The organism is Pseudomonas moorei, assembly GCF_042846945.1.
In the GTDB taxonomy this organism is placed as follows: Bacteria; Pseudomonadota; Gammaproteobacteria; order Pseudomonadales; family Pseudomonadaceae; genus Aquipseudomonas; species Aquipseudomonas moorei.
Window position 1 is genome coordinate 4,739,072 of the sequence record NZ_AP035776.1, and the last position, 14,631, is coordinate 4,753,702.

The following is a 14,631-nucleotide window of genomic DNA, read 5'->3' on the forward strand; positions in this document are numbered from 1 at the left end:
AATCCCGGGGAACTCGGATGGAAGAATCCCGGTAAGCGCCTGGCGTTTATTACCTGCCGCGGAACCTGTATGGGCGCGGGCTTGTCGGGTCGCCGCATCGCAGCGATGACGTCAGCAAATCCAGCATCAAGGGTGACTGACTGATTGCTATCGCGAGCAGGCTCGCTCCCACCGGGTCCGAATGTGTCCGCGAAGTTAGCGGTCCCCTTGAGATTTTTGATTTTCCTCGATGGTAACGGTGGCGGTGGTCCCGGCGCGCAGCTTGTCTTTGCCGGCGTAGCCCTCATCGATCCTGATCCGCACGGGTACCCTTTGCGCCAGCTTGACCCAGGTGTAGCTGGGGTTGATGTTGGCCAGTAGCCGCCCACCGGGCAGGTTTTCCCGGTCGGCGATCGCGAAGGCAATGCTCTGCACAGTGCCGCCGAACTTTTCACCGCTCATCAATTCAATGTCGACCCGGTCGCCCTCGGCGATGCGCGGCAACTTGGTTTCCTCGAAGTAGCCGCTGACATAGAAGCTGTCGCTGTCCACCAGTGCCAACAACGGACCGCCCACCGCTGCATAGTCACCCTCGCGGGTCAGCAGGTTGGTGACGTAGCCACTGACTGGCGATTCGACCCGCGTGCGCTTCAAGTCCAGTTCGGCCTGGGTCAAGGCCGCAATCGCCAGTTGCACGTTGGCCTGCGCCAGCCCCAGGTTGGCCTGGTTACGCAGCAAGTCAGCCTGCGCCACCGAGACTTCGGTGTTGGACTTCTCCCACTCCTCACCGGAAATCGCCGAGCGCTCCTTGAGGGTTCGCCGCCGCCGCTCTTCGCTCTGGCGCTGGTGTAGCAACGCCTCGCTGGAGACGATGGTCGCTTCAGACTGGCCCAGCGATGCTTTCGCCACCTCCACCGAGCGTCTGGCGTGTTCAACTGCCAGGGAATAGCGCGCCGGATCGATTTCCAGCAACAACTGGCCCTTGTCCACATGCTGGTTGTCCTGCACGCCGAGACTGACGATGCGCCCCGAGACATCGGCGGACAGGGTCACCACGTCGGCACGCACCCTGGCGTCCCGGGTCCAGGGGGCGCGGGTGTAATGCTCCCAGGCAAACCAGCCGAGAACGAACGCCAACACGACCACGGCCACGGTCGTCAAGTGTGAAAGGATCTTCTTCAAGGCGTCAGGCTCCCATCAGCAAAATCAGCGTCGCACACACGCAGGCGTACAACGCACCCTCGAACAACGCTTCATGCCAGACAAAGCGCAGCACCCCCAGGCGCCGCAGCACCCAGTCCAGCGCGAGGAAAATCGGCAGGCCCAGCAGCAGCGCCTGGGCGATGGGCGGCAGGTAGACACCGCCTATTTCCAGATCAATGGGCAAGTGCAGGTACTCCTTGTGGGGTGACCGGTTCAAAGTGACGGCTATGGCGCTCCAGGAATGACACCACGATCAGCAGCGCCACGCGCATGCGAAACACCGACCACAGGTGTTCATGGACGCTGGAGTGCAGGGTGTCGAGTTCATCGCCCAAGGTGTGCAGGCTGGCGATCACGCGATCCGCTCGAATGCCGGGGCGGCCGGCGACCAGCCTCCCGGTTTCACGCACCGTGGCGAACAGCTGGCTTTGCAGCGCCGGCGTCAGCAACGCGTTGCCCTGCCCCTGTTGACGCAGCTGGTTCAAGGCGATACCCAAAGCCATGCAACCGAGGCTGACATCAAACAGGTCCCGCGATGCCTGGTCCTGGGCCGCCGGCAACAATCCCAGCATCATGGTCAGGCGATCCACCATGCGACTCTCGAAGGCAAACTGGTTTTCATCGGTGGCCGGGACTTTCAGCAAGGCGTACACCTGCTCGCAGTTCTCCTTGAACAACCGGCGCATCCGCAGTACCGGCCTGAACGGAAAGATCAGCGCGTAGACGCTCAATCCCAGTACCGTTGCGCAGGTATAGGCACCGGCGAACTCGAACCACTGGGTGGCGGTGTTTTGTCCAAGCCCCACGTTCAACGGGCCCAGCAGCAGAAATGTCGTCAGCCCCAAACCGATACCGGTACCGGTGGTCGGCGGACTGGACAGCCCCACGGCGACCGCGTAAAGCAAGGGCGTCAGCAGCAACGCGAGCATCTCGAAGTTACTGATCATCGGCACGAACAGGAACTGCAGCAGCGCCGACGCCAGCAACGCGAGGCCAAACCCTCGGGCATAGCTTTGAACGACCAGCAGCGGCCGTGGAAACGTCGACATCAGCGAACAGAGAATACCCAGCAGCACCATGCCCGCCCGCGCCCCGTCCCAGCCGGTTTCGATCCAGATCAGGCCAGCCACCAACAGCGCGGTGAATGCGCGGATGGCATTCATGGTCGCCAGGGTAAAGTCCAGATGCAGCGGATTCTCTTGCCCGCGAAAGACGCTGCTGGCGGGCCGCCCGCTCTGAATGGCATCGCTGAGCTCCAGTATCTGTTCCAGTTGCTGCAGCATCCGCGCCTGTTCCCAGCGCAGTGACCAGGCCAGCGAGCGCAAGGTGGCCGGCATGCTCTCGGTCATTTGTTCGGCCCTGTAGGCCAGCTCGTCGAAGCGTTGGCGCAACGTAGTGAAAGGGTGGCGTTTTTCGCTGGACAGCGAGCGTCCCTGTTGTGCCAATTCATCGAGAAAGGCCAGTTCCTCCTCGCGTAGCCGCTGGATTTCCTCGGGTAACTCCCCTTCCCAACGTTCTGTCAGCAATTGCCGCTGGTGACGCAAGGCGGTCAGCCTCGCGGTCAGCAACACCAACTGATTGCCCAGCAGTTGCACCAGACCGTTGGCGCTGCGCAATCGAGGCGCATCGAAGTACAGGTGCCGGCGCACGCCCTCCAGGGCGCTGATCTGACCCAACAGTTGCATTTGCCGGCGTTGAAAATCCGCCTCGCTTTCCTCGGTGCGGATGACCGCACTGGCATGGGTCGCCAGCAGTTTGGTGATTTGATCGATTTTGGCGAAGTAATCCCGGGCCACGGCTTCAGGGCGCGCGGTGAGCAGGCTGACCACGCACACACAGGCAACAGCCAACAAGGTTTCGGTGACTCGGGTGACCGCCAGCAGAAACGTGCCGTCCTGATCCGGTATCGCCAGCAGCGCAATGACCACGGCGGTGTAGCCACTGAGGACGAACGCCTGGGAGCTGGTGTAGCGCAACAAAGTGCCGCCGGCGGTACAGAACGCGAGCCACAAGGCCAGGGTGCCAATGAAAGGCAGGGGCGCCTGGGGAAAGATCGCCATGGTGGCCACCGCCACCACCGCGCCCATGGTCGTACCGATGACCTGGCCAAAACTACGGGCCAGCACCATACCGCCCAATGGCTGGCTGATGATGACCACGGCCATGACCGACCACTTGGGCTGATCAAGGTCGAACAGAAAGGCCAGGTACAGCGTCAGCAGCCCCGCGGCGATGGTTCTCAAGGCAAACAGCAGCACCCCGGGGCCGGGGTTGAGTATCGCCTTGAAGTATTGGAGAAGCGCTTGCATTGCCACGCCCGCTGACCGTTGTCCAGCAAGCTTAGTCACAGCTGCGCGGGCTCGACAGCTTTCCGAACCAACGCGATTTGCCGTTTTCCAGGTCAGTCAGGGTTTGACTCGGAGCCTCGCCTGACCGAAGCTGCTGGCTTTGCAAAAGCTTGCCAGCTCCCGGATTCTGCATGCCCCACTCCCGCCGTTATCTGCTTATCAGTCTCTGCGCCTTGTTTGTCGTCGGCCTCGCATGGCTGTACCAGCGCAGCACGACCCCTGTGGTGCCTGAAGCGATCAAGCGCGGTTACAGCGAAGCGCTGACCCAGGCCCGTGCCGGCCAGCCCGGCGCCGCTCGCGTGCTGTACCAACAATTGGGCCGCCCCGATTTGTCGCCCAAGCGGCGCATCTGGTTGCATGCCGAACTGCCCAACTATCCGAGTTCGGTGGCCCTGAAACTCGCGGACGCCGACTTGAAACATGAGTCGCCCGATGTGCGCATCGCGGCGATCAAGAGCATCAGCGGACTGGTGCCCAACGGCCAGCGCAGTTTGTTGCTCGGGCCGTTGCTGGAGGACAGCGACCAGAATGTGCGGTTTGCCGTCGTCAACGCCTTGCTGGGCTTGTCACCGGATGACCTCGGCTTGTATTTCGGGCCGCTGGAACAAGCCATCGATGCCTGGGAGCAAGTACTCAAAAACGCGCCGGAAAGTGCCGAGAATGACTACCAACTGGCTCGCCTGCATTTGCACAATGCCGAATTCAAGGAAGCCCAGCAGGCGCTTGATAACACCCTGCGCCTGGCCCCCGACAACCTGCCGGCGCTGGTCATGCAGATTGACGTGCTCGATAAACTGGGACAAAGCGATGCCGCCCAGCAACTGTTGGCCAGGCAATTGAAGGCGCAGCCCGATTCGGCCTATTTGCAGCATGCCCTCGGGCTTTGGCTGCTCAATCATGGCCAGAGTGAATTCGCCCTGCTGGGGCTGTCCAAAGCCGTGGAGCTCGAGCCGGACAACAAGGACTATCGCTATGACCTGGCCACTACCCTGCACGGTGAACAGGAGCTCGAAGCGGCGCAGAAGCAATTGCAGGAGATCGTCCAGCGCCACCCGAACGATCGCAGGGCGCGAGTGCTGCTGATCAACTACTGGAAGGAAAGCGGACAACTGCAGAATGTGCAGATCCTGCTGGCACAACTCGAACAAATGAATCCGGACGATCCGGCCCTGCAGCAGGGTCTCTGATATCCCGCCGTAAATTTTGTTGAACGCTCGTCTCGACCAAAGGTCAAGTGAATAGGCAGACCATAGTGGCACTCAGCGCCCACTGCCTCGTTCCCCTAGTCAAGAGAGGGCATTTTTTGTCTATATCCCACGAGTTGATCAGTGTAAAAGCCGCCACCGGTATCGAAGGGCTGGATGACATCCTCGATGGCGGACTCTCTCGCGGCCACGTGTTTTTACTGGAGGGTGAACCGGGCACCGGCAAAACCACCGTTGCCCTGCACTTTCTGTTGGCCGGCGCCCAGGCCGGCGAACGCTCGTTGTACATCACCCTGTCCGAAACCGAACGCGAACTGCGCCAGGGCGCCCGCTCCCACGGTTGGGAACTGGGTGAAAACGTGCATATTTTCGAACTGACGCCGCCGGAAAGCCTGCTTAATGCCCAGCACCAGCAGTCGCTGCTGTACTCCTCTGACCTGGAGTTGGGCGAAGCCACCAAGCAGATCTTCGAAGTGGTCGAACGCTTCAAGCCAACCCGCGTGGTGCTCGACAGCCTGTCCGAAATCCGCCTGCTGGCGCAAAGCTCATTGCGCTACCGCCGGCAGATCCTTGCGATAAAGCACTACTTCGTGCGCTACGACGCCACCGTGTTGCTGCTCGACGACCTGACCACCGAGTCCCTCGACAAAACCGTGCACAGCGTGGCCCACGGCGTGATTCGCCTGGAGGAACTGACCCCCAACTACGGCGCCGAACGGCGACGTATCCGGGTGGTGAAGTACAGAGGCCAGAAATACCGTGGCGGCTTTCATGACTTCACCATCATGGGTGATGGCGTGCATGTGTTTCCGCGCCTGGTGGCCGCTGAACACCGCGGGCGCTACCTGCGCCAGCAATTGACCAGCGGCATCGCGGAAATGGACGCCCTGCTCGGCGGCGGTATCGAAACCGGCTCCAGCACGTTGATTCTCGGTCCGGCCGGTACCGGCAAGTCCCTCATCTCCATGATCTTCGCGGCCGCTGCCGTGGCCCGGGGTGAAAAAGCCGCCCTGTTCATTTTCGACGAGGAACTGGGTCTGCTGTTTGAGCGCATGAAAAACATCGGTATCGATTTGCAGGGGCTGCAGCGCAGCGGCAACTTGCTGATCGAACAAGTCGATGCCGCTGAACTGTCCCCAGGCGAGTTCTCCCACCGGGTTCGTCGCTGTGTGGACGAGCGCAACATCAAGACCGTGGTCATCGACAGCATCAACGGTTACCAGGCGGCCATGCCCGAAGAGAACGCCCTGGTCCTGCACATGCACGAGCTGCTGCTGTACCTCAATCGTCAGGGCGCCGCGACCTTCATGACCGTCGCCCAGCATGGGCTGGTAGGCGATATGCAGGCCCCGGTGGACATCACCTATCTGGCGGACACCGTGATTCTGCTGCGTTACTTCGAAGCCGTGGGCAAGGTGCGCCGGGCGATTTCGGTGATCAAGAAACGCACCGGCAGCCATGAATCGACCATCCGTGAATACCGCATCAGCAGCCACGGCATGACCATCGGCGAGCCGCTGGAATCATTCCAGGGCGTTTTGCGCGGCGTTCCCACTTATATGGGCGCCAGCAACCCGCTGCTCGGGGAAGAAAGCCCATGACGGCGGTCGAAGCCACCTCCGAGCGCGCGATCATCCTCGCGCCGCTGGGACGTGACGGCCAGATCGCCTTGATGTTGCTCCGTGAAGCGGGTTTCGACGGCGTTATCAGTGCGGGTCTGGTCGAGCTATGCCGCGAACTGGAACAGGGTGCGGGGTTGCTGCTGATTTCCGCCGAGGCCTTGCTGGGCATCGATCTGGAACCCTTGCTGGGCCTGATCGAGCAGCAGCCAGCCTGGTCGGACCTGCCAATCGTATTGTTGACCCATCACGGTGGCCCGGAACAAAACCCTGCCTCACGTTTTGGCCCGCAATTGGGCAACGTCACCTTCCTTGAGCGACCCTTTCATCCGGAGACATTGATCAGCCTGGTGACCACGGCCCTGCGCGGACGGCGACGACAATATGAAGCCAGGGACCGGCTGGTCGACTTGAGCCAGAGCGAGCTGCGCCTGCAGAACACCCTCGAAACCCTTGAGCAGCAAGTCGAAGAGCGCACCGCGCAGTTGCGTCACAATGAAGAAGTGTTGCGCCAGTCGCAGAAAATGGAGGCGGTCGGCCAGCTCACGGGCGGTATCGCCCATGACTTCAACAACATGCTGACCGGCATCATCGGCAGCCTGGAGTTGCTGCGCCGGCGCCTGGCCCGTGGCCGCACCGAAGATCTGGACAGCCTGATCGACCTTGGCGTGACGTCAGCCAATCGCGCGGCGGGCCTGACTCATCGGCTGTTGGCGTTCTCCCGCCGCCAGTCGCTGGACTCCAAGCCGGTGGAGATGAACAACCTGGTGATCTCCATGGGCGAATTGCTGCAACGCAGCATCAACGAAAGCATTCGCCTGGAAATGCAGCTGAGCGAGCGTCTATGGGTGGCCGAGGCCGACCCCAATCAACTGGAGAGCGCCCTGCTCAACCTGGTCATCAATGCCCGCGATGCCATGCCCGATGGCGGCAAGCTGGTGGTGCGGACTGCGAACCAGCAGCTGGATGCCGGCTTCACCGAAGCCCACAGCAACCTCAAGCCGGGTGACTACGTGATGCTCAGTGTCACGGACAATGGTTGTGGCATGCCGCAAAGCACCATCAGCCGTGCCTTCGATCCGTTTTTCACCACCAAGCCCATCGGCCAGGGCACCGGCCTGGGTTTGTCGATGATCTATGGCTTCAGCAAACAATCCCGGGGCCACGTCGCCATTCAAAGCGAAGTAGGCGAAGGCACCACGGTGAGCCTGTTCCTGCCTCGCTTCGGGGGCGACCTGCCACAGGTCAGTCCGGTCGATCGCCAGCATCCGCTTTTCGCGCAGAATGGCGAAACCGTGCTGATCGTCGAAGATGACCCGGCAGTTCGCGTGTTGGTGAGTACCGTGTTGAGTGAGCTGGGCTATGCCTTCGTCGAGGCCAGCGATGCGGACAGCGCGTTGCCGATTCTTGACTCGCCGCAGCGTATCGACCTGATGATCAGCGATGTCGGCTTGCCCGGCATGAACGGTCGACAATTGGCGGAGATCGGCCGACAGCACCGGCCCGGGCTCAAGGTCCTGTTCATCACCGGCTATGCCGAGCACGCGGCAGTGCGCGGCGGTTTTCTTGACCCCGGTATGCAGATGATCACCAAACCGTTCACTTTCGACCTGTTGACGGCGAAGGTGCGGGAGATGATCAGCGTGTGAAGAACTCACCTGGCAGGCGTTGCCAAAAGGCAGCGCCTGACGCCATCAGGACAGCATGTCCTGCATCATTTCCTGCAGCACATCCAGATCGAACGGCTTGGCGAGAATAGGCGCGGTGCGCGTGATCGGGCTGTCGGTTTCACGGATTTCCTGCGGGTAGCCACTGATGAATATCACCTTGAGTTCCGGTCGCAGCTTGACCGCGGGTTCGGCGATCTGCACGCCGGAGATTCCGCCCGGCAGGCGGAAGTCGGTGATCATCATGTCCAGGTGTGGCTTGCTGGCGAGGATCTCGAAGGCCTGCTCACCGTTTTCGGCCTGCAGTACCCGATAGCCCTCCCCCGACAGGTAGGCGGTGAGTATCATCAGAATCGAGGGGTCATCTTCGACGATCAATACGACGTCTTGTGCATCTTCACTCATGGGAAGCCTTTGTTCGGTCAATAGCTGCTGATACGACCGTGAGGTCGATCAGAGGTTGCGTTTATCGCGCCGTTTTCCTACAGCGGCAGACAAACGCGAAACAGGGCGCCTTCGCCAATCCGGCTTTCGACGGTAATGCTACCGCCATGGGCGGTGACAATCTGTTCGGAAATAAACAATCCCAGCCCGAGCCCGGCGACGGCGTGTTTGGCCGTGACGCGCTCGAACTGCTGGAAAATCCTGTGCTGGTTCTCTTCACTGATGCCGATCCCGAAATCACGCACTTCTACCCGTGCTTCACCGTTCTCACTGTACACCTTCACGGTGATCGGGCTCTTGGCCCCGTAACGCAAGGCGTTGGTCAGCAGGTTGGAAATGACCTGCTCGATACGAAACTCATCCCAGTTGCCGATCACCGGTTGCTCGGCCACCAGGGTCACCGAGGACTCGGCGGCCTCGATCTGCGCGGCGAAGTTCTGCAATACATGGCGAACCCGTTCCGACAGATCGAAGCGTGTCGGTCGGATCGACAGCTTGCCGGTGCGAATGCGCGACACATCGAGCATGTCTTCGATCAGGCGGATCAGGCTTTTGATTTGCCGTTCGTCGCGGTCGACCATCGCGTGCATCTTGTCGAGGGTAAAAGCGGCCGCGTTATCCCGGGCCAGATGCATCTTGCGCAACTGGGTTTCGAGGATCAGGCCATTGAGCGGCGTGCGCACTTCGTGGGCGACGATGGACATGAAGTCATCGCGCATCCTCACGGCCTGCTCCAATTCCAGTTGGGTACTCTGCAAGCGGTTGAGCAACGCTTCCTGTTCGCGCCGGCTCTGCTCCAGCTGCTCGACCTGCTGCTTCATCGCCTTGCTCTGACGAAACAGCTCGACGAACACATTGACCTTGCTCTTGACCGCATGAATGTCCAGCGGTTTGTGCAGGAAGTCCACGGCACCGCTTTCATAGCCCTTGAACGCGTAGTTCAGCTCGCGACCGGCGGCGCTGACGAACACGATGGGAATGTGCTTGGTCTTTTCCGTGCCACGCATCAACTCGGCCAGTTCGAACCCGTTCATGCCAGGCATCTGCACGTCGAGAATGGCCATGGCAAATTCGTGCTGCAACAACAGCGACAAGGCTTCGTCGGCGGAAAGCGCCTTGTAGACGATGCGGTCTTCACGCTTGATCAGCGCTTCAAGTGCCAACAGATTTTCCGGCAAATCGTCGACGATCAGCAGTTTTGCCTGAATATTACTTAGCATGCGATGTGTTCCAGCTCGACAAGCAGACGGCCGATGCCGTGAATAGTGAGAATGTGGTCAGGCTGGTGAATGTCCAGCGCCGCCAGGGGCATGGTCGCGACCTGCGCCTCGTCCGGGTCTTGCACGACCGTCAGCCCGCCACGTCGCTTGACCTGTGCCAGACCGTGGGCCCCGTCGCGATTGGCGCCGGTCAACAACACGGCGAGCAGTTTCGGCCCATAGGCATCGGCGGCCGATTCGAACAGGTAGTCGATGGCGGGCCGCGAATAATGCACGCGCTCTTCAAGACTCAAGGAAAAGCTGCGGTCCTGCTCCACTGACAAGTGATAACCGGGCGCGGCGAAATACAGGGTTCCGGCTTCGACCTGGGTTTTGTCGCCGGCCTCCAGCACCGGCAAGGCTACCCGTCGGGCAAAGACTTCCGCCAACTGGCTGCGACGATCATCCGGCAAGTGCAGCACCACAATGATCGGCAACCCAAAGCCTTTACGCAGCGGGGTGAGGATATTGAGCAACGCTTCTACCCCGCCTGCCGAGGCGCCGATCACGATTGCTTCTATGGAAGGCAAGCCCATGGCGTTGTTCATGATTTACGGTAGATCCGTTCCAGTTTGACCAAGGGCTCGAATTGATTGCCATAGGCCGAAAAATCCGGGGTTTCCTTGCTCCCCAGCACCAGAAATCCACGGTGGCACAGTGACTCGTGAAACAAACCGAATGCGCGATCCTGAAGTTTTTTATTGAAATAAATCAATACGTTACGACACGAAATTAACTGAGTTTCCGAGAACACACTGTCGGTCGCCAGGCTGTGATCGGCGAACGTCACGTTCTCGCACAGCGACTTGTCGAATATCGCGTAGCCATAGGCTGCCGTGTAGTAATCGGCGAAGGAGCGCTGACCGCCCGCGTGCTGATAGTTGGAAGTGTAGGCCCGGACATTCTCCATCGAGAAAATGCCTTGCTTGGCTTTTTCCAGCGAACGCGGATTGATGTCGGTGGCATAGATGATGGTGCGGTCCAGCAGGCCTTCTTCGCGCAGCAAAATCGCCATCGAATAGACCTCTTCACCCGTGCTGCAACCGGCGATCCAGACCTTGATCGACGGGTAAGTCCTGAGCAGCGGCACCACTTCCTTGCGTATGGCCAGAAAGTGCGAGGGATCACGGAACATTTCACTGACCGGAATCGTCAGCAGCTGCAGCAACTGCATGAACGCCTTCGGATCGTGCAAGACCTTTTCCTGCAGGGCCGAAATGGTATTGCACTCGAACTGGCTCAGCGCATGAGTGACCCGGCGCTTGATCGAAGCGCCGGAATAATCGCGAAAATCATAGCTGTACTTCAGGTAGATCGCCTCGATCAACAAGCGCAATTCGATTTCGCTGTTTCGCTCCCCTGGATAATGGCGCTCCACTAGATACGTTCCATTTTCGGTAACCACACACGGATCAGCGAAAACAGACGATCCAGGTCAATGGGCTTGGCCAGGTAATCGTTGGCGCCTGCCTGCAGGCAGCGCTCCTGATCGTCCTTCATGGCCTTGGCCGTCACCGCAATGATCGGCAGCTTGCGCCAGCGCGGGTCCTTGCGGATCTCGATGGTGGCTTCGAAGCCATCCATCTCCGGCATCATTACGTCCATCAACACCAGATCGATGTCCTCGACTTCATTCAATCGATCAATCGCCTCAAGGCCGTTCCGGCCAATGATCACGACTGCACCCTTTTGCTCCAGTGCGCTGGTGAGGGCGAAGATGTTGCGTACGTCGTCGTCCACCAGCAGCACTTTGCGCCCTTCGAACACCTTGTCGCGGCTGCGGGCGGTCTTGAGCATTGTCTGTCGTTCATGGGACAGCCGGGATTCGACTTTGTGCAGAAAAAGTGTGACCTCATCCAGCAAGCGCTCCGGCGAACGCGCGCCCTTGATAATGATCGAGCGCGAATACTTGCGCAGCTCGGTTTCTTCGTCCCGGGTCAAGTTGCGCCCGGTATAGACGATCACTGGCGGAAACGAGCAGATGTCTTCGGTGGACATGCGTTTGAGCAGGTCATTGCCGAGCATGTCCGGCAGTTTGAGGTCGATGATCATGCAATCGAAGATCGTGGTGCGCAGCAGATCCAGTGCGTCCTGAGCCAGGCCGACGGCGGTGATTTCGATGTCATCGTCGCCGATCAGGCGGGAAATGCTATCGCGCTGCAGATCATCGTCCTCCACCAGCAGCACGCGTTTGACTTTCTGGGTCAGCTTGGCTTCCAGGCGCGCAAAGACGTCCTTGAGTTCTTCGCGAGTGGTCGGCTTGAGCGCATAACCGATGGCGCCCATGTGCATCGCCGCCTCGACCCGGTCTTCGACGGAAATCACGTGCACCGGGATATGCCGGGTTTGCGCGTGCTCCTTGAGGCGTTGCAGGACGGTCAAGCCGGAATGATCGGGCAGGCGCATGTCCAGCAGGATCGCGTCGGGAGTGAACTCGCGGGCCAGGTCGTAGCCTTCATCGGCAGCATGGGCCACCAGGCACTGATAACCCAGCTCATGGGCAAGATCGTAAAGAATTTGCGCAAAGTTCGGTTCGTCCTCGACCACCAGAATGCAGCGGGTAGCGAACGGTGCCCTGTTGCGGTCATCGTCGAAGCGCGGGATGTCTTCGATTACCCGCGGCGCCAACGCGGCCGGCGCCGCAGGCGGAGCTGGCGCTAGCGCTACCGAACGCATCGGTTCGACGGGGTCCTCACCCGGTTCGACGTATTGTTGCGGCAAGACCAGGGTGAATACACTGCCCTGCCCCGGCATGCTGCTGACGCTGATGGAGCCGCCCAGCAAGGCGGCCAGGTCGCGGGAAATCGACAGGCCCAGCCCGGTGCCACCGTAGCGGCGGTTGGTGGTGCCATCGGCCTGGCGAAAGGCTTCGAAAATGCTTTCCTGCTGATCATCGGCAATGCCGATCCCGGTGTCGCGGACACTAAAGGCAATGCCGTGGTTGGGCGCCGAGGCAACACTCAGACTGACACTGCCCTTTTCGGTGAACTTCACCGCGTTGGACAGCAGGTTCTTGATCACCTGCTCCAGGCGCTGGCGGTCGGTGAAGATCAACGCGGGAGCGCTGTCTTCCACCGTGACGTGAAACTCCAGCTGCTTGTCCGTGGCCAATGCCTGGAACATCCCGCGCAAGCCGTCCACCAGACGTGCGACGCTGGTGCTTTCCGGGCGGATCTCCAGTTTGCCGGCCTCGACCTTGGAAATATCGAGAATGTCGTTGATCAGGTTGAGCAAGTCATTACCGGCGCTATAGATCGATTCGGCAAACTTGACCTGTTCGGAGCTGAGGTTCTCCTGGGGGTTTTCCGCCAGCAACTTGGCCAGGATCAACGAACTGTTGAGCGGCGTGCGCAGTTCGTGGGACATGTTGGCGAGAAATTCCGACTTGTACTTGCTGGAGCGCTGCAGCTCTTCAGCGCGCTCTTCAAGTTGATGCTGGGCCTGATTGAGCTCGGTGTTCTTCATGTCCATGGCGTCGCGTTGCTCGGCCAGAATCGTTGCCTGTTCGGCGAGTTGCTCGTTGGTCTGCTCCAGCTCCACCTGCTGGGTTTCCAGGTGCGCCTGGGACTCCTTGAGGATCCGCGACTGTTCTTCGAGTTCTTCGTTGGCGGTCTTGAGCTCTTCTTGCTGCACCTGCAGCTCTTCGTTGAGTTGCTGGGTTTCGGCCAGCACTTCCTGCAGGCGCTGGCGATAACGCGCGGCCTCAATGGAGGTGCCGATGTTGGCCGCTATCAACTCAAGCAATTCGATGTCGCGGTCGTTCAGTGGGCGCAGGAAACCCAGTTCGATGACGCCATTGACCCGGTCGTCGTCGCTGGTCGGCACCACCAGCACGCTGTGTGGCAAGCCCTGGCCGAGGCCGGAAGTAACCTTGAAGTAGTCGCTCGGGACGTTGTCGAGGCGGATCAGGCGCGCCTGTTGTGCCACCTGGCCGACAATGCCTTCGTCACTGTAGATCTGCTGATCGATGGCTTCCTGCTCACGCGAAAAGCCGTAGGACGCCACGCGCCTGAGGCCACCGTGTTCTTCACGGACATACAGCGCCGCCACGGCGCTGCCCAGGTACTGCGCGCAGAACTGCAGGATGTTGCGCCCGAGCAAATTCAGGCTCAGTTGCCCCAGTACCTGCTCAGCGAGTTCGGTCTGGCCATTGCGCAGCCAGGCCTGCTGTTCCAGGCGACGGGCGCTGGCCTGCTGCGCGGCAAGGTTGGCGCTGTAACTGGTGGACAGATTGAGCAGGTCGCGCCGGCCGATATACGCCAGCAAGCCACTGATGGCGGCGATGAACAACAGGTAAAGTCCGATGCTCCAGACCGTCGTGCGCCTCACCTCATCGTTGCGGGTGGTGCGCAGTTGCTGCTCCATGTCGATCACGTCTTCGAATTGCTTGCGGATCTCATCGGTCAAGCGCTTGCCTTTTCCAGCCCGAACCGCGCCGCGGTAATCGCCGCTGGATCGCTGTAAATCGATCATGCTTTGCGCATAGTTGGCCCATTCCTGTTGCAAGGCCTGCAGCCGGTGCAGACGGTCGGTCTGGGCCGGGTTGTCGCCCGTCAAATCGAGCAAGGTCGTGAGTACGACCTCGATTCTCGGCTTTGCCGTTTCGTAGGGCTCGAGAAATTTCTCGTCACCGCTGAGCAGGAAACCGCGCATGCCGGTTTCCAGGTCGACCGTCAGCTTGAGCGCTTCATTGGCGTTATTGATCACCCGATCCGTGTGTTCGACCCACTGGATCGTCGACAGCAGGTACATGATCAACGAAACGAAGAACACAGCACTGATAACACCAACACCCAGCGGCAGGCTGATGTTGCGGCTCAGGAGTTTGCGGAACCGTTGCTCATCAACTGAAGACTCAGAGGTCATAGTCAAGCCTTGTCCAACTGGTGAAAACCAAGGAGTTTGCC

The 14,631-nt window shown here is 60.2% G+C and carries 11 protein-coding genes; 3 read left to right on the top strand and 8 right to left on the bottom strand.

Annotated features, from left to right (window positions below):
• Positions 1 to 195: 195 nt before the first annotated feature.
• The 3 genes from ACGJAX_RS22340 to ACGJAX_RS22350 are packed head-to-tail and all read right to left on the bottom strand — an operon-like array spanning position 196 to position 3,491.
• A complete protein-coding gene (locus tag ACGJAX_RS22340) occupies positions 196 to 1,161 on the bottom strand; it encodes a biotin/lipoyl-binding protein (protein WP_390956195.1) in 966 nt (321 codons plus the stop codon).
• A gap of 4 nt (positions 1,162 to 1,165) precedes the next feature.
• A complete protein-coding gene (locus tag ACGJAX_RS22345) occupies positions 1,166 to 1,366 on the bottom strand; it encodes a DUF1656 domain-containing protein (RefSeq protein WP_047528674.1) in 201 nt (66 codons plus the stop codon).
• Positions 1,356 to 3,491, bottom strand: a complete 2,136-nt coding sequence (locus tag ACGJAX_RS22350; RefSeq protein WP_390956196.1) for an FUSC family protein — start codon at positions 3,489 to 3,491, stop codon at positions 1,356 to 1,358. Before ACGJAX_RS22350 ends, ACGJAX_RS22345 begins: the two co-directional genes overlap by 11 nt.
• 170 nt (positions 3,492 to 3,661) lie before the next feature.
• Here ACGJAX_RS22350 and ACGJAX_RS22355 point away from each other — a divergent pair, with 170 nt between their 5' ends.
• The 3 genes from ACGJAX_RS22355 to ACGJAX_RS22365 all read left to right on the top strand — a co-directional run bounded on the left by ACGJAX_RS22355 (position 3,662) and on the right by ACGJAX_RS22365 (position 8,003).
• Positions 3,662 to 4,717, top strand: coding sequence for a tetratricopeptide repeat protein (locus ACGJAX_RS22355; protein WP_390956198.1), 1,056 nt, complete (start codon positions 3,662 to 3,664; stop codon positions 4,715 to 4,717).
• A gap of 116 nt (positions 4,718 to 4,833) precedes the next feature.
• Entirely contained in the window at positions 4,834 to 6,336 is a 1,503-nt protein-coding gene (locus tag ACGJAX_RS22360) for an ATPase domain-containing protein (RefSeq protein WP_090321451.1), read from the top strand.
• Positions 6,333 to 8,003 carry a response regulator gene (locus ACGJAX_RS22365; protein ID WP_390956199.1) on the top strand — a complete coding sequence of 557 codons (1,671 nt, stop codon included), beginning with the start codon at positions 6,333 to 6,335 and terminating at the stop codon, positions 8,001 to 8,003. Before ACGJAX_RS22360 ends, ACGJAX_RS22365 begins: the two co-directional genes overlap by 4 nt.
• 45 nt (positions 8,004 to 8,048) lie before the next feature.
• Here ACGJAX_RS22365 and ACGJAX_RS22370 read toward each other — a convergent pair whose 3' ends face one another.
• From ACGJAX_RS22370 to ACGJAX_RS22390, 5 genes are all read right to left on the bottom strand, one after another.
• Entirely contained in the window at positions 8,049 to 8,426 is a 378-nt protein-coding gene (locus ACGJAX_RS22370; protein ID WP_090321444.1) for a response regulator, read from the bottom strand.
• A 77-nt stretch (positions 8,427 to 8,503) separates the two neighbouring features.
• Positions 8,504 to 9,685, bottom strand: a complete 1,182-nt coding sequence (locus ACGJAX_RS22375) for an ATP-binding protein (RefSeq protein WP_390956200.1) — start codon at positions 9,683 to 9,685, stop codon at positions 8,504 to 8,506.
• Entirely contained in the window at positions 9,679 to 10,272 is a 594-nt protein-coding gene (locus ACGJAX_RS22380; RefSeq protein WP_090321437.1) for a chemotaxis protein CheB, read from the bottom strand. The genes ACGJAX_RS22375 and ACGJAX_RS22380 overlap by 7 nt, the downstream gene beginning before the upstream one ends.
• The gene (locus tag ACGJAX_RS22385; protein ID WP_090321434.1) at positions 10,269 to 11,102 is read right to left on the bottom strand and encodes a protein-glutamate O-methyltransferase CheR; all 834 of its coding nucleotides are present in this window, start codon (positions 11,100 to 11,102) and stop codon (positions 10,269 to 10,271) included. The genes ACGJAX_RS22380 and ACGJAX_RS22385 overlap by 4 nt, the downstream gene beginning before the upstream one ends.
• Positions 11,102 to 14,590: a response regulator gene (locus ACGJAX_RS22390; RefSeq protein WP_390959971.1), complete on the bottom strand. Its 3,489-nt coding sequence runs from the start codon at positions 14,588 to 14,590 to the stop codon at positions 11,102 to 11,104. Before ACGJAX_RS22390 ends, ACGJAX_RS22385 begins: the two co-directional genes overlap by 1 nt.
• Positions 14,591 to 14,631 lie beyond the last annotated feature (41 nt).